This is a genomic window from Stenotrophomonas maltophilia group sp. RY12688 (assembly GCF_052149045.1).
GTDB lineage: Bacteria > Pseudomonadota > Gammaproteobacteria > Xanthomonadales > Xanthomonadaceae > Stenotrophomonas > Stenotrophomonas sepilia.
This window is the reverse complement of the sequence record NZ_CP197389.1, coordinates 330001-346216: the sequence shown is the minus strand read 5'-3', so window position 1 is coordinate 346216 and position 16216 is coordinate 330001. Positions and strand designations below refer to the sequence as shown.

The window sequence follows — 16216 nt, the reverse complement described above, 5'->3', positions numbered from 1 at the left end:
ACTTCCGAAGGCCGCAAAAATGATTAAAATCGCCAAGTTTTCCACTGGCCGGACCGGCATGAACGCACCTTCCTCCTCCCCTGCCGCCCACGACGCCCCGCGTCCGGGCGCGCTGCTGTCGCCGGAACTGCCGGCGCCCCCCAACCCGTTCCGCCAGGCCATCACCGATGCCTGGTTGAAGGACGAGGCCAGCCACGTCCGCGAGCTGCTGGCGCAGGCGCGCCTGCCCGCCGAGGAACAGGCCCGGGTGCAGGCGCTGGCCGCCGACCTGGTCGGCCGCGTGCGCGTGCGTGCCAAGGACCAGGGCGCGATCGAAGCCTTCATGCGCCAGTACGACCTGGGCAGCGAGGAAGGCGTGCTGCTGATGTGCGTGGCCGAAGCGCTGCTGCGTATTCCGGACCAGGACACCGCCGACAAGCTGATCCGCGACAAGCTGGCCGATGCCGACTGGGAAAAGCACCTGGGCGGCAGCGACTCGGTGTTGGTCAATGCCTCCACCTGGGGCCTGATGCTGACCGGCAAGCTGGTGCAGATGAACGACGCCACGCGCGCCGATGCGCCCAGCGCATTCAAGCGCCTGGTCGGCCGCGTCGGTGAGCCGGTGGTGCGCCTGGCCGTGCGCCAGGCGATGAAGATCATGGGCCACCAGTTCGTCATGGGCCGCACCATCAGCGAAGCGCTGGCGCGCTCGCACAAGGGCGACAACGCCAGCTACCGCTACTCGTTCGACATGCTCGGCGAAGGCGCGCTGACCATGAAGGACGCGCTGCGCTACCTGGAAGACTACCGTCGTGCGATCCACGCCATCGGCGGCGATCACAAGGCCCGCGGTGGCCGTCCGGACGGCGACGTCAACAACGCGCCGGGCATCTCGATCAAGTTGTCGGCGCTGTACCCGCGCTACGAGCACGCCAAGCGCGAGCGCGTGCTGAAGGACCTGGTGCCGGGCGTGCTGGAACTGGCACAGCTGGCCAAGAGCTACGGCATCGGCTGCACCGTCGACGCCGAAGAGTCCGACCGCCTGGAACTGTCGCTGGACATCATCGAGCAGGTGTTCTCCGACGCCTCGCTGGCTGGCTGGGATGGCTTCGGTGTGGTCGTGCAGGCCTACCAGAAGCGCACGCCGTACACGATCGACCACCTGGCCGACATGGCACGCCGTGCCGGTCGCCGCCTGCAGGTGCGCCTGGTCAAGGGCGCCTACTGGGATGCCGAGATCAAGCGCGCGCAGATCGAAGGCTACCCGGGCTACCCGGTGTTCACCCGCAAGCAGAACACCGACGTGTCCTACCTGGCCTGCGCCAAGCGGCTGTTCACCCATGCGGACGCGATCTACCCGATGTTCGCCACGCACAACGCGCACACCATCGCGGCCGTGCGCAGCATCGCCAACGGCGGCGTGTACGAGCACCAGAAGCTGCACGGCATGGGCGACGACCTGTACGCCGAAGTGGTGCCGGCCGATCGCTTGAACCTGCCCTGCCGCGTGTACGCCCCGGTCGGTTCGCACGAAGACCTGCTGCCGTACCTGGTGCGCCGCCTGCTGGAAAACGGTGCCAACTCCAGCTTCGTCAACCGCATCACCGACGAGCGCGTGCCGATCGCCGACCTGATCCGCGATCCGGTCGAGATGGTCGCCTCGTTCGAATCGATTCCGCATCCCAAGATCCCGCTGCCGGTTGACCTGCTGCGCAGCCAGAACCACGACAGGAAGAACTCCATGGGCGCCAACCTCGCCAACGACAACGAACTGCGCGCCCTGGCCGAGCAGCTCAACGCCGCCGTGAAGCCGTGGCAGGCCTCGCCGCTGGTACCGGGTGCCAACCCGGCCGGCGCCGCGCTGCCGGTGACCAACCCGGCCGACACCCGCGAAGTGGTCGGCCAGTGGCTGGCCGCCGATGCCGCCACCGTGCAGAAGGCCCTGGCCAACGCCGTGGCCGCGCAACCGGCCTGGAACCGCACCCCGGCCGCCAGCCGCGCCGCCATCCTCGAACACGCCGCTGACCAGCTGGAAGCGCGCATGCCGGAGTTCATGGCGCTGTGCGTGAAGGAAGCCGGCAAGAGCCTGCCCGACAGCATCGCCGAAGTGCGCGAAGCCGTGGATTTCCTGCGCTACTACGCCAAGCAGGCGCGCGAGCAGTTCAGCCACGCCGAGAAGCTGCCCAGCCCGACCGGTGAATCCAACGAGCTGCAGCTGCACGGCCGCGGCGTGTTCGTCTGCATCAGCCCGTGGAACTTCCCGCTGGCGATCTTCCTGGGCCAGGTCGCCGCCGCACTGGCCGCCGGCAACAGCGTCATCGCCAAGCCGGCCGAGCAGACCAACCTGATCGGCTACTACGCGGTGAAGCTGCTGCACGATGCCGGCGTGCCGGCCGAGGTGGTGCAGTTCCTGCCGGGCGACGGCGCCACCGTGGGTGCAGCGCTGACCGCCGACCCGCGCGTGGCCGGCGTGGCCTTCACCGGCTCCACCGAGACCGCCCGTGCGATCAACCGTGCGATGGCCGCGCGTGACGCCGCCATCGGCGTGCTGATCGCCGAGACCGGTGGCCAGAACGCCTTCATCGCCGACTCCTCGGCACTGCCGGAACAGCTGGTCAAGGACGCGATCGGTTCGGCCTTCACCTCCGCCGGCCAGCGTTGCTCGGCCGCGCGCGTGCTGTTCGTGCAGGACGACATCGCCGACAAGGTGATGACCATGCTGGCCGGTGCGATGAAGGAACTGAAGGTCGGCAACCCGGGCCTGCTGTCTACCGACGTCGGCCCGGTGATCGACGCCGACGCGCTGAAGATCCTGCAGGAACACGCCGAACGCATGGACCGCGAAGCGCGCCTGATCGCCGCCGCCGAGCTGTCCGCTGAAACCGCCAACGGCACCTTCTTCGCACCGCGCGCGTATGAACTGAAGGACCTGGGGCAGCTGCACAAGGAAGTCTTCGGTCCGGTCCTGCACGTGATCCGCTGGAAGGGCGACCAGCTCGACGCGGTGATCGACCAGATCAACGCCACTGGCTACGGCCTGACCCTGGGCGTGCATTCGCGCATCGACGAAACCGTTGACCGCATCAGCAACGGCGTCCACGTCGGCAATGTGTACGTCAACCGCAACCAGATCGGTGCAGTGGTCGGCGTGCAGCCGTTCGGTGGCCAGGGCCTGTCCGGCACCGGCCCTAAGGCCGGCGGCCCGCACTACCTGCTGCGCTTTGCGACCGAAAAGACGGTGACGGTGAACACCACCGCCGCCGGCGGCAACGCCTCGCTGCTGACCCTGGGCGACTGATCGTCAGCCTCATGCAGTGAACGAAAAACCCCGCGAAAGCGGGGTTTCTTGTGCTTTGCTTCCTGTAGAGCCGAGCCCACGCTCGGCTTTCCTGGCGCAGCCGAGCATGGGCTCGGCGCTACAGAGGCAGGGCGACACTGAACCGGTTGTCCGCACGCTTAGCCAGCTCGCGCTGTATGCGCGCGATGCGCGTCTCCAGATCGCCTTCCAGCAGCACATGGTCGACGCCCCGCGCCTGCAGCTCGCGCACGTACCACGCATGCTGCTGCGCACGGAATGCTTCCCCCACCCGTGTGCCGTCCTGGTCGAACGGAATATCCGGCGCGCACAGGAACAGCAGGTCATATGGCCGCAATGCAGCCTGCCGCAGTGCCTCCGGCGCCGTACCAGACATCCAGCCGCTGTAGCCCAGCGTCACCAGCGGCGTGGTATCGCAGAACAGCCAGCGATGTGACCGCCGCGCAGCCTCTTCTTCATGCTGCGGCTGGGTCATCGCGATACGAAGCAGATCGTCCGGCATCAGGTCGCCGCCCTGCTGCTCCCAGAGCGTGCGGCCATACTCCGGCACCCAGGCGGTCTGCAGGCGCTCGGCCATCACCCGCGCCAGCGTGGTCTTGCCACTGGACTCGCCACCAATGAAGGCCACGCGCTGCACGTATCCGGCGTACACCTCCGGTGCGAGACCATGGCGGTGCGCGTGCGGATCGGCGCGCAGCTGGGTGCCGCACGCCTGCCCGGCGTCCAATGCGCGTTCGAGCCGCTCATGGCGTACCGGCGCACCGAAGTGCGTGGCCAGCGCCTGCGCGAAGCCGTCGCCGTAGTCCTCACCGGTGTACACCGCCTGCACCGGCCCGCCGAACAGGCTCAGGCACAGCCAGGCGGTAAACTCGCGCTGCACGTGCTCGTTGTCGCTGTCGTGCGGCAGCGTGCGCACGGGCAAACCGTGCTGCGTGCACAATGCCGCCAGCCGCGCATCATCGAGCACCGCCACCGTCGCCTGCGGGAAGCGCGCTCGCAGCCAGCGCTCGCGACGCTCGGCGCTGTAGCCTGGGAAACCCGGCTGCGACCAGCCGATCACCAGCAGCTGCTGGCAGCGCGTGGCGGCGAAGTCGATCAGGCGTTCGTGACCGAGATGCAGCGGGCAGAACTTGCCCACCACCAGGCCGCGCTCGACACGCTCAGGCAGCGGCATCGGCCGCCCTGGCCTCGTCCCGCATCAGGTGCCGCCAATGGCGCAGGGCGACCAGCGCGTTTATCCAGAAACCGATGTAGAGGATCGAGGTCAGATGCAGGCCACGGCTGTAGTACAGCGGCACTGCCACGGTGTTCACCAGCAGCCACACCCACCACGATTCCAGCTTGCGCCGCATCATCAGGATCTGCGCGATCACGCTCAGCACCAGCACCGCCGAATCGATGTAAGGCGCATAGGCGTTGGTCAGTCGGGTCAGCATCCAGCCGTAGCCGAACGTGGCCACCACCGCCAGCGGCGCCAGCCAGGCCCATGCCCGCGGCCGCAGCGCAGTGATCGGCAGCGGCGCGCCATGGTCGCCGCGCAGCCACTGCCACCAGCCCAGCACGCTGATGGCGATGAAGAAGAACTGCAGCACCATGTCTGCATACAAGTGCGAGCGCTCGAACACCGCAGCAAACAATGCGCAGCCGACGATGCCCAGCCACCAGGTGTGCACGTTGTTGCGGCCGGCCAGCAGGATCGAGCCGGCGACGGCGATGTTGGCGGCCAGCTCCAGCTGGAAGCTCGGGTCGGACAGGTTCATCGCACCATTGTCGCGTAGATCCACGCCCTGCGTCGTCGGACCAGCAGAACCATGCCATGCGTGGATACCCTCCGCAAAAAGAAAGCCCCGCTTGCGCGGGGCTCTCCTCGTACTGCTTCAGGCAATCGCCCGAATCAGAACTTGTACTGCATCGACGCCGCCAGCACGTCGCCGCTCACCTTGTACTTGCCGGTCACGGTGTTGGCAGTGGCCGAGGTCGAGGTGATGTTCGGATCCTTGGTGAACAGGTGGGTGTAACCCACGCTGTATTCCATCTTGTCCGAAGCGGCGTAGGTCAGGCCCAGCGACAGCCACTTGCGGGTGGTGTCCGGCACGCGCACGTCGCGGTGGGCGTCGGTGGTCGGGGTCTGGTCGTAGGCCAGGCCGCCACGCAGGGTCAGCTTGTCGTTCACGCGGAAATCAGTACCGATCGACGCGAAGGTGGTGTCGCGGTAGTGGAACGGCAGCACGCTGTCCGGCTGGTTGGAGTCATAGTCGACCGTGACCTGGTCGAACTTGCTCCACGCCGTGCGCGTGACCTCGGCCATGATCTGCCACTGGTCGTTCACGCGGTGGGTGAAGCCCACGGTGGCGCTGGCCGGCAGGGTGATGGTGGCGCGGCCGTTGCTGTCGATGAAGGTACCCGGGGCAGCAGTGGCCAGGAAGGCGGCAGCGTTCTGCGGGATGGTGAAGTCGGCCTTGCCATCGGTGATCTTGTGCTCGACCTTCGAGCGGTAGCTGAAGGCGATGTTGGTGCCTTCCACCGGGGTGACCGTCATGCCCAGGGTGTAGCCGACCGACACTTCGTCGCCCTTGATGCGCAGGTAGCCATCGGCGGTGCCCGGCGAGAAGCCGAGCTGGGCGGCCTGGCGTGCAGCGGCCTGCGAGGCCGCCGCAGCCTGGGCCGCAGTGCCGCCGGCAGCCAGCACACGCGCCGCAGCGGTGCGCTGGGCCGTGGCGTTGATCGCAGTGCCGGTATCGACAGCGCTGGTCAGGTCGACGTTCAGGCGCTCGGCGAACACCGAAGCACCGAAAGACAGGTACGGGTTGACGTCATAGGAGAACGCCACGCCCAGGTCGATGGCCTGCAGCTCGGTCTTGACGCCGTTGTAGCGGCCGACCCAGTCGCGGTCGTATTCGGTCTTGAAGCCGAACGGCACGGTCAGCGAAGCACCGAAGTGCTTGTTGTCGTTCTCGCCGAACGGCACGTGGAAGTACGCGGCCGGAACCGGGGCGATCATGCCGGCGTCGCCGCCGTTGCCACCGGAAATCGGCGCGCCGTTGCCGTACTTGCCCTGGCCGCGGAACTTGGCGCCGAAGCTGATGGCACTGACGTCGCCCTGGACCAGGGTGCCGTCGAGCAGGCGCATGGAGGCCGGGTTGGTGGCGATGACCGAGGCGTCACCTTCGGTCGAGGTGGAGCCGGCGAACGCGCGGCCCAGGCCCTTGGCGCTGTTTTCCTTCAGCTGGAAGGCGGCAGCATTGGCATCGGCGGCGGCCAGCGCACCGGCAACGCCGACGGCCAGCAGGGTCAGTCGGGCAATGGTGGAAGCGGTTTGCATCGTAGTTCTCTCTCCGGTAAGCGGTGATGGTGCTCTGAGTGCGCCTGCGCCCGCCGGGTCCTGGGACCCATCGGAGCGCGCCGGATTCCCCTCCCGACATACGACGCCGTATGCGAGTATTACCCAGAGCTGTTAATGAAACAATAACAGCGCAGGCGGTTTTTTCGTCTCAAAAGCTGAACAGGACCGTCCCCACCGAAAGTGGCCGCACGCTAGGCTATTGGCATGTTCGTCTCGCTCCCGTCCCGCAAGAAGGCGGCCCTGCGCTGGGCCACGCCCGTGCTGTTCGCGTCATTGTGGCTGGCGTTCCTGTGGTCGATCTCGCGTCCGGACGATGCCCGCGGCAGCCTCTGGCTGGACTGGGGCGCGCTGTCCACCGGTCTGACCCACCCGCTGGACTGGTGGGCGACGCTGCAGGACGGCAGCGTGCTGCGCCTGTTCACCGCCCTGTTCCTGCACGCGGACTGGTCGCACCTGCTGGGCAACCTGGTGTTCCTGTTGATCTTCGGCCTGCCCGCCGAGCGGGTGCTGGGGCCGTGGCGGCTGCTGCTGCTGTTCCTGGTCGGCGGCGCAGTGTCGAACCTGGTCGCGATCTACACCATGGGCAGCCCGGACCAGATCATCATCGGCGCCAGCGGCGCGGTGTCGGCCCTGATCGGCGCCTATCTGGCCCTGTTCCCGGGCGCGCGGCTGGGCGTGGTGATCCCGCTCGGCCTGTTCCTGGAGTTCGTGCGCGCCCCGGCGTACCTGCTGATCGGCGTCTGGGCGGCGCTGCAAGTGGTGTTCGCCCACATCGGCCCGAGCTTCGGCATGGTGGCCTGGTGGGCGCACATCGGCGGCTTCGTGTTCGGCGTCGTGTACGGGGTCTATGTACGCGCCGCGATCGCGCGCCGCCTGCGCAAGCGGCACGGCTTCTGATCCAGGTAGAGCCGGCCGCTGGCCGGCTCCACGCTCACCCGCTCGTTCGTAGACCACGAATCAAGGCTTGGCCGGCACAGGAGCGGGCTTGGCTTCCGGCGTGCTGTCTGCCTTCGGTTCGACCTTCGCCTCCGGCTTGGCTTCGGGCTTCACCGCAGCCGCCTTCGCGGCCTCGGCCTTCAACCGTGCGGCCACCGAACCGGGGTTCTTCAGCTCGGCCAGCGCGTCGTTGATCGGGCCGTCGCCCGGCAGCACCGCACCGGCGTGGTAGCCCTCGGTGCTTTCGTCGTCGCCGCGCAGATGGCCTGGCAGGGTGGCTTCGCTGTAATCGCTCAGGCTGGCCGGCAGGGCATCCTCCGCCGGGGTGGCGGCGGGCTTCAACTCCACATCCGGCACGATGCCGGTGGCCTGGATCGACTTGCCGCTGGGCGTGTAGTAGCGCGCGGTGGTCAGCTTCACCGAATCGCCGTTGTCCAGCGGCAGCACGGTCTGCACCGAGCCCTTGCCGAAGGTGCGGCTGCCCACTACGCGGGCGCGCTTGTTGTCGCGCAGCGCGCCGGCCAGCACTTCCGAGGCGCTGGCCGAACCGGCATCGGCCAGCACCACCACCGGTGCGCCCTTCAGCAGGTCGCCCGGGGTCGCGTCGAATCGGGCGTCGCTGATGCTGATGCGGCCACGGGTGCTGACGATGTTGCCCTTGTCGAGCAGATCGTCGGCGACCTGCACGGCGGCCGTCAGCAGGCCACCCGGGTTGCTGCGCAGATCCAGCACCAGGCCCTTGAGCTGGCCACCGGACTGCTTCTGCAGCTGCTGCACATGCTTCTGGAAATCCGAGCCGGTATCGGCCTGGAAGGTGCTCAGGCGGATATAGCCATAGCCCGGCTCGAGCAGGCGGCTGCGCACGCTGGTCACGCGGATGGTCTGGCGGGTCAGGCTGACATCGAACGGCTTCGGCTTGCCGTCACGCACGATGGTCAGCACCACCTTGCTGCCGGCCGGGCCGCGCAGCGGTTCACTCGCATCGATCGCGCTGATCGGCTTGCCGTCGATGGCGATGATCAAATCGCCGGCAAGGATGCCGGCCTTGGCTGCCGGCGTGTCGTCGATCGGCGCGATCACCTTCATGCTGGCGTTGTCCGGCTGCTGCTGCAGCTCCACGCCGATGCCCTCGTAGGCACCGTTGGCCTGCTCGTCGAAGGCCTGCGCGTCTTCCTTGTTGAAGTAGGTGCTGTGCGGATCAAGGTCGAGCAGCAGGCCACGCACGGCTGACTGCATCAGCTTCTTGTCATCGACCGGGTCGACATAGGCGGCGCGCACCGCGTTGTAGACGGCCACGAAACGGCGGATTTCCTCCAGCGGCACCTTCGAGGTCACCGCCTCCTCGCTGTTCGCTGCCTGCCCGCTGGTTTCCGGGCTGGGGGCGGGCGCGGTCTGCTGCGCCCAGGACAGCGCTGGCAACAGGGCCAGCAAGAGGGTGGCGGTACGGGCTGCGCGCATGGATCACTCCTGTCGACGGTGGCATGGTGCCCAAGGCACATGCACCGATTATGCGCGAAGCACAGCTAAATTCCCGTTGAATCCGGCCCGCATCCGGCGGGCCAGGATTCAGCGCCGCTGCAGCCAGCTGTCCGGGTTGACCGGTTGCCCGCCACGGCGCAGCTCGAAGTACAGCGCGGTGACGCCTTGGCCGCCGGAATTGCCGACCTTGGCCACCGCATCGCCGCGGCTGACCCGCGCGCCAGCATCCTTCAGCAGGGTGTCGTTATGCGCGTAAAGGCTCATGTAGCCGTTGCCGTGGTCGACGATCAGGATCATGCCGTAGCCGGTCATCCAGTCGGAGAACACCACGGTGCCATCGGCCACGGCCGTGACCGTGCTGCCGGCTGGCGCGCCGATCAGCACACCGCTGCTGGTGCGCCCATCGGGCAGCTTGCCGCCATAGCGGGCCAGCAGGTTGCCGGACAACGGCCACCCCAGGCCGCCGACCTTCGGCGCCGGTGCCGACGCCACCGCAGGTGGAACCTTGGTGGGCGGCGGTGGACGGCCCTGCGCGGCGGCCTGGCGTGCGGCGCGCTCGGCAGCGGCTTTCTCGGCGGCGGCCCGGCGTGCAGCGGCGCGCCGCTCGGCTTCGGCCCGCGCGGCAGCGGCACGCAGGTTGGCCAGCAGCGTTTCCAGTGCCTTGGCGTCCTGGCCCAGTGCCTGTTCCTTCTCACGCTGGTCCTTGAAGCGCTCTTCCAGCGAGGCAACGGTCTTTGCGCGATCGCGGCGGTCCGCTTCCAGGGCGGCTGCCTGCTGTTTCTGGTCCTGCTGCGTCCCCTGCAGCTTCTGCTTGCGCTCGGCGATCTGCGCCTGAAGCGCTTCCAGCTCCTTCAGGTCGGCGGTCAGCGTGGTGATCCGCTGCGCACGCTCGCGCTGCAGGTAGCGATGGTAGGCCAAGGCGCGGTTGGCATCGGCCACCGTGTCCTGCGACAGCAGCAGCTTCAGCGGTGCGTGGTTGCCCAGCTGATATGCCGCGCGCAACAGCCCGGCCAGTTCGCGGTGCTGCTGGGCCAGGTTGCCCTGCAGCGTGCTGCGGCGCTGCTCGGCTTCGGCAAGGGCGCGGCCCTGCTCGCGCAGCGCGGCTTCCGTCTGCGCAAGGGCACGGCCGGTGCGGGCTACCTTCTCGTCGGCCTCGCGCAGTTGTTGCGATGCCTGCCCGCGCTGGCCCTCGATCTGCCGTCGCTCCTGCGCCACGCCCTTCAATTCGGTTCGCAGTTTCTGCAGCTTGCGCTCGGTCTCGCGGGTGGTCTGCGCACCGCTGGGCAGCGGCAGGGCCAGCGCCAACGCCAGCCCCAGCAGCAGGCAGCGACCGCCGCGGGCAGCGGCGATGTGATGTCGGCGTGATGGGAAGGCGTTGTCGCGCAAGGGCTTTCCAGTGACTTCAGGCAGTTGCGGGGGCTACCGGGGAATGGTGACATCTCCGCACGCGGCCTGCCAGCCGCACATCCATCGAGGTCGCCATGAAAACTCTTTCCATTCCGCTGCTGTTGGGCGTACTGCTGGCCACCGGGCCGGTCTGTGCGCAGGAGAACATCAGCAAGGTCAACGGCAGCATCAGCGCCGAACCCGGTCAACGCTACGGCAAGCTCGACACCGTCAACGGCGGCATCCGCGTCGGCGAAGGCGTCGAGACCGGCAGCATCGACACCGTCAACGGCGGGGTGAAGGTCGCCGACCGCGCGCGCACCGGCAAGATCGAAACGGTCAACGGCGGTGTGCGCCTGGGTCGTGAAGTGATCGCCAGTGGCGGCGTCAGCACCGTCAACGGCAGCATCTTCACTGATCGCGGCAGCCAGATCGAAGGCGGCGTCGAGACCGTGAACGGCGGCATCGGCCTGGTCGAGAGCCGCGTCGGCAAGGACGTGGAGACCGTCAATGGTGACATCACCGTCGGTATCGGTTCGCAGGTCAACGGCGGTGTGCATGTGCGCAAGCCGAACTTCAGTGTCTCGCTGACCGCCAGCCGCAAGCCGCGCGTGATCATCGGCCCGAATGCGGTGGTCAACGGCCCCCTGCAGTTCGAGCGCGAAGTGGTGCTGTACGTGCATCGCTCCGCTCGCATCGGCCCGGTGACCGGCGCCGAGCCAATTCCGTTCGACACCGAAACCGCCCCGGCGGACTGAACCCGCCGGACCTGCCGGTTCGGTGATACTCACTGTTACCGGTCGCGCATCAGGTGCGGCCGCCCTTTGTTCTCCAGGAATCGACGATGCCCCGCAAACTCCTCCTGTGCCTGGCCGCCGCGGCCGCGCTCAGTGCCTGCAAAGGCGAAAACACGCCCGCCGCCGCGCCGGCCACCGACACCGCTGCGGCGAAGCCGGCCGCCCATTCGTTCTCCCCGGAGATCAATGCCGGCGACTTCGCCGAGATGGTCAAGACGCTGGCCTCGGATGAGTTCGAAGGCCGCGCCCCGGGCAGCAAGGGTGAAGAGCTGACGGTCAACTACATCCGCGACCAGATGCAGCGCATCGGCCTGCAGCCCGGCAACGGCGACAGCTGGTTCCAGGATGTGCCGATGACCGAGACCACGGCCGACGAATCGACCGTGCTGAAGATCACCCAGGGCGGCAAGACCACCGAGCTGAAGTTCGGCACCGACATGGTGGTGGGTACCCGCACCGGCCAGGCCGAGGTGAAGGTCGATGCCAGCGACCTGGTGTTCGTCGGCTACGGCGTCGATGCACCGGAGCAGAAGTGGAACGATTACGCCGGGCAGGACTGGAAGGGCAAGACGGTCGTCATGTTCGTCAACGACCCGGGCTTCCATGTCGACGACGAGAAGCTGTTCGACGGCAAGCGCATGACCTACTACGGGCGCTGGACCTACAAGTTCGAGGAGGCCGCGCGCAAGGGCGCCGCTGCTGCACTGATCGTGCACGACAACGCCGGCGCCTCCTACGGCTGGGACGTGGTGAAGAATTCCTGGGCTGGCCCGCAGTACGACCTGCCGGCCAAGGATGATCCGGAAGCGCGTATCCCGGTGCAGGGCTGGCTGAGCGCCGACGCGGCCAAGGCCCTGTTTGCCGGTGCCGGCCTGGACCTGGCGCAGGCCTACAAGGACGCCAGCAAGCGCGGCTTCAAGCCGGTGCCGCTGAAGGCCACCGCTGCGGTCGACCTGAAGAGCCAGATCGCACAGAAGCAGTCGCGCAACGTGGTGGGTGTGCTGCCGGGTAGCAAGCGCGCTGACGAGGCGGTGCTGTACATGGCGCACTGGGATCACCTGGGCAAGCATGAGGGCGAGACCGGCGACAACATCTACAACGGCGCCGTCGATAATGCGACCGGCGTCGCCGGCATTCTCGAAGTGGCCGAAGCCATGGCCCACCAGGACCCGAAGCCGGAGCGTTCGGTGGTGTTCCTGGCCGTGACCCTGGAAGAATCCGGCCTGCTGGGTTCGAAGTACTACGTCGCCCATCCGACCTTCCCGCTGGACAAGATCGCCGGCGTGATCAACATCGATGCGATGTCGGTGGCCGGCCGTGCCAAGGACGTGACCGTCACCGGCTTCGGCAGCTCGGAGCTGGAGGACATCCTCAAGCCGTTGGCCGCCGCCCAGGACCGTACGCTGCACGGTGAGACCTCGGTGCAAAGCGGCTTCTACTTCCGCTCGGATCACTTCAACTTCGCCAAGGCCGGTGTGCCGGCCCTGTACGCCGATGGCGGCGAGGACCTGCGCGAGGGTGGCGTGGAAGCGGGCCGCAAGGCCGCGGCGGACTACGGCGCCAACCGCTACCATGGCCCGAAGGACGAGTTCGACGCGGCCACCTGGAAACTGGACGGCACCGTTGAAGACCTGCAGCTGATGTACGGCGTGGGCAAGGAACTGGCCGGTGGTGATCGTTGGCCGAACTGGTATGCAGGCAACCCGTTCAAGGCGGCCCGCGACGCGATGATGAAGGACAAGGCTTCGGCCAAATAAAGTCGGGCCATGCTCGACTGAGCATTGTTGAGAGCAGAGCGGCGCCCCACTGGGGCGCCGCTTTTCTTTTGCATACCGTCGGCGGCAGATCCACGACTGGTGTGGATCTGCCGGTAGTGCCGGCCGCTGGCCGGCAATCGATTGGTAGCGGCCGACCTTGGTTGGCGCCATGCTTCCTCGCAGAGGGCATCCAGGCAGGGCGTGGATCTAGCGGGCGATGTAACGCCATCGGGTTGCCGGCCAGCGGCTGGTACTACCTGTATTACTGCGCGCAAAGAAAAACCCCGCTGCGCGAGCAGCGGGGTTTTGGGTGTAAACCCTGGCGATGACCTACTCTCGCATGGCTTGAGCCACACTACCATCGGCGCAGCTGCGTTTCACTTCCGAGTTCGGGATGGGATCGGGTGGTTCCACAGCGCTAATTTCACCAGGGAGACGGTTGCAGCAGCGCTTGCAGCGCCAGCTTCGCGATCTTGCCCWTGGGCGGAAGGTATCCAGAAARGCAATGCCTTCACTTAATAAGRAAAACCCCGCTGCGTCAGCAGCGGGGTTTTGGGTRTAAACCCTGGCGATGACCTACTCTCGCATGGCTTGAGCCACACTACCATCGGCGCAGCTGCGTTTCACTTCCGAGTTCGGGATGGGATCGGGTGGTTCCACAGCGCTAATTTCACCAGGGAGGCTTTTGGAGMGTCGCACTCGTCCCTGKGGGACAAGGCGCCAGCCTCGCATAGTTCTTGTGACGTAGCGTGCACTTGGATGCTCTTACGACGCTGTCGTAAAGCCAAGGCAACTTGAGGTTATATGGTCAAGCCGCACGGATCATTAGTATCAGTTAGCTCAATACATTGCTGTACTTACACACCTGACCTATCAACCACGTAGTCTACATGGTTCCTTCAGGGGGCTTGTGCCCCGGGAGATCTCATCTTGAGGCGCGCTTCCCGCTTAGATGCTTTCAGCGGTTATCGCTTCCGAACATAGCTACCCGGCAATGCCACTGGCGTGACAACCGGAACACCAGAGGTTCGTCCACTCCGGTCCTCTCGTACTAGGAGCAGCCCCTCTCAAATCTCCAACGCCCATGGCAGATAGGGACCGAACTGTCTCACGACGTTCTGAACCCAGCTCGCGTACCACTTTAAATGGCGAACAGCCATACCCTTGGGACCGACTACAGCCCCAGGATGTGATGAGCCGACATCGAGGTGCCAAACACCGCCGTCGATATGAACTCTTGGGCGGTATCAGCCTGTTATCCCCGGAGTACCTTTTATCCGTTGAGCGATGGCCCTTCCATACAGAACCACCGGATCACTAAGTCCTAGTTTCCTACCTGCTTGATCCGTCGATCTTGCAGTCAAGCACGCTTATGCCTTTGCACACAGTGCGCGATGTCCGACCGCGCTGAGCGTACCTTCGAGCTCCTCCGTTACTCTTTAGGAGGAGACCGCCCCAGTCAAACTACCCACCATACACGGTCCCCGACCCAGATAATGGGCCCAGGTTAGAACGTCAAGCACGACAGGGTGGTATTTCAAGGATGGCTCCRCCACAGCTAGCGCCATGGTTTCATAGCCTCCCACCTATCCTACACAGACGAACTCAACGTTCAGTGTAAAGCTATAGTAAAGGTTCACGGGGTCTTTCCGTCTTGCCACGGGAACGCTGCATCTTCACAGCGATTTCAATTTCACTGAGTCTCGGGTGGAGACAGCGCCGCTGTCGTTACGCCATTCGTGCAGGTCGGAACTTACCCGACAAGGAATTTCGCTACCTTAGGACCGTTATAGTTACGGCCGCCGTTTACTGGGGCTTCGATCAAGAGCTTCGCCTTGCGGCTGACCCCATCAATTAACCTTCCAGCACCGGGCAGGCGTCACACCCTATACGTCCACTTTCGTGTTTGCAGAGTGCTGTGTTTTTGATAAACAGTCGCAGCGGCCTGGTTACTGCGACCCTCTTCAGCTATAGCTCGCACGAGCCACCAAAAAGGGTGCACCTTCTCCCGAAGTTACGGTGCCATGTTGCCTAGTTCCTTCACCCGAGTTCTCTCAAGCGCCTGAGAATTCTCATCCTACCCACCTGTGTCGGTTTACGGTACGGTCTGCGTAAGCTGAAGCTTAGGAGCTTTTCCTGGAAGCGTGGTATCAGTGACTTTGCCATAAAGGCTCGTCTCGGTGCTCGGTCTTAGAGGATCCCGGATTTGCCAAAGATCCAAACCTACCGCCTTTCCCCAGGACAACCAACGCCTGGTACACCTAACCTTCTCCGTCCCTCCATCGCACTTACGCGAGGTGCAGGAATATTAACCTGCTTCCCATCGACTACGACTTTCGTCCTCGCCTTAGGGGCCGACTCACCCTGCGCCGATTAACGTTGCGCAAGGAAACCTTGGGCTTTCGGCGTGCGGGTTTTTCACCCGCATTATCGTTACTCATGTCAGCATTCGCACTTCCGATACCTCCAGCAGACTTCTCAATCCACCTTCAACGGCTTACGGAACGCTCCTCTACCGCGCATAACAAAGTTATGCACCCCAAGCTTCGGTTCTGTGCTTAGCCCCGTTAAATCTTCCCCGCAGACCGACTCGACCAGTGAGCTATTACGCTTTCTTTAAAGGGTGGCTGCTTCTAAGCCAACCTCCTGGCTGTCTGTGCCTTTCCACATGGTTTTCCACTTAGCACAAAATTTGGGACCTTAGCTGTGGGTCTGGGTTGTTTCCCTTTTCACGACGGACGTTAGCACCCGCCGTGTGTCTCCCATACAGTCCGTCTCGGTATTCGGAGTTTGCAATGGTTTGGTAAGTCGCGATGACCCCCTAGCCATAACAGTGCTCTACCCCCGAGAGGATACATATGAGGCGCTACCTAAATAGCTTTCGAGGAGAACCAGCTATCTCCGGGTTCGATTAGCTTTTCACTCCTAATCACACCTCATCCCCTACCTTTGCAACGGGAGTGGGTTCGGGCCTCCAGTGCGTGTTACCGCACCTTCACCCTGGGCATGACTAGATCACCCGGTTTCGGGTCTACTGCCCGCGACTATGCGCCCTTATCAGACTCGGTTTCCCTTCGCCTCCCCTATACGGTTAAGCTTGCCACGAACAGTAAGTCGCTGACCCATTATACAAAAGGTACGCAGTCACTCCTTGCGGAGCTCCTACTGCTTGTACGCACACGGTTTCAGGTTCTATTTCACTCCCCTCTCCGGGGTTCTTTTC

General features: G+C 65.2%; 9 protein-coding genes and 3 rRNA genes (1 of these 12 cut by a window edge). 4 read left to right on the top strand and 8 right to left on the bottom strand.

The annotated features are described in order from the left end of the window. Positions 1-58: 58 nt before the first annotated feature. Positions 59-3277 (top strand): bifunctional proline dehydrogenase/L-glutamate gamma-semialdehyde dehydrogenase PutA, encoded by a 3219-nt coding sequence (putA, locus tag ACS0OT_RS01550; protein ID WP_065186705.1) that lies wholly within the window; start codon positions 59-61, stop codon positions 3275-3277. Between the two features lie 118 nt (positions 3278-3395). Here the strand turns inward: putA and ACS0OT_RS01545 are convergent, their stop codons facing one another. The 3 genes from ACS0OT_RS01545 to ACS0OT_RS01535 all read right to left on the bottom strand — a co-directional run bounded on the left by ACS0OT_RS01545 (position 3396) and on the right by ACS0OT_RS01535 (position 6617). Beyond that, entirely contained in the window at positions 3396-4469 is a 1074-nt protein-coding gene (locus tag ACS0OT_RS01545) for an AAA family ATPase (RefSeq protein ID WP_184014287.1), read from the bottom strand. Further along, positions 4456-5055, bottom strand: coding sequence for a nicotinamide riboside transporter PnuC (gene pnuC / locus ACS0OT_RS01540; RefSeq protein ID WP_111173230.1), 600 nt, complete (start codon positions 5053-5055; stop codon positions 4456-4458). The genes ACS0OT_RS01545 and pnuC overlap by 14 nt, the downstream gene beginning before the upstream one ends. Positions 5056-5189: 134 nt before the next feature. After that, positions 5190-6617, bottom strand: a complete 1428-nt coding sequence (locus tag ACS0OT_RS01535) for an outer membrane protein transport protein (RefSeq protein WP_442256010.1) — start codon at positions 6615-6617, stop codon at positions 5190-5192. 225 nt (positions 6618-6842) lie between these two features. On the opposite strand from ACS0OT_RS01535, the gene ACS0OT_RS01530 reads away from it, so the two are divergent. Continuing rightward, positions 6843-7535: a rhomboid family intramembrane serine protease gene (locus ACS0OT_RS01530; protein ID WP_053498727.1), complete on the top strand. Its 693-nt coding sequence runs from the start codon at positions 6843-6845 to the stop codon at positions 7533-7535. Positions 7536-7595: 60 nt separating this feature from the next. On the opposite strand, the gene ACS0OT_RS01525 is transcribed toward ACS0OT_RS01530, so the two are convergent. Both ACS0OT_RS01525 and ACS0OT_RS01520 read right to left on the bottom strand, forming a co-directional pair. Further along, the gene (locus ACS0OT_RS01525; RefSeq protein ID WP_442256009.1) at positions 7596-9032 is read right to left on the bottom strand and encodes a S41 family peptidase; all 1437 of its coding nucleotides are present in this window, start codon (positions 9030-9032) and stop codon (positions 7596-7598) included. 108 nt (positions 9033-9140) lie between these two features. Further along, complete coding sequence (locus ACS0OT_RS01520) at positions 9141-10439, bottom strand: murein hydrolase activator EnvC family protein (RefSeq protein ID WP_033834985.1); 1299 nt, start codon at positions 10437-10439, stop codon at positions 9141-9143. 95 nt (positions 10440-10534) lie between these two features. Here ACS0OT_RS01520 and ACS0OT_RS01515 point away from each other — a divergent pair, with 95 nt between their 5' ends. Together ACS0OT_RS01515 and ACS0OT_RS01510 are read left to right on the top strand one after the other, a co-directional pair. Continuing rightward, complete coding sequence (locus ACS0OT_RS01515) at positions 10535-11197, top strand: hypothetical protein (protein ID WP_005414989.1); 663 nt, start codon at positions 10535-10537, stop codon at positions 11195-11197. A gap of 86 nt (positions 11198-11283) precedes the next feature. After that, positions 11284-12993 (top strand): M28 family metallopeptidase, encoded by a 1710-nt coding sequence (locus ACS0OT_RS01510; protein ID WP_442256008.1) that lies wholly within the window; start codon positions 11284-11286, stop codon positions 12991-12993. Positions 12994-13310: 317 nt separating this feature from the next. On the opposite strand, the gene rrf (ACS0OT_RS01505) is transcribed toward ACS0OT_RS01510, so the two are convergent. From rrf (ACS0OT_RS01505) to ACS0OT_RS01495, 3 genes are all read right to left on the bottom strand, one after another. Continuing rightward, a 5S ribosomal RNA gene (gene rrf / locus ACS0OT_RS01505) occupies positions 13311-13425 on the bottom strand. 131 nt (positions 13426-13556) lie between these two features. Beyond that, positions 13557-13671 (bottom strand): 5S ribosomal RNA (gene rrf / locus ACS0OT_RS01500). Positions 13672-13797: 126 nt separating this feature from the next. Beyond that, positions 13798-16216, bottom strand: a 23S ribosomal RNA gene (locus ACS0OT_RS01495) (it continues 461 nt past the right edge of the window).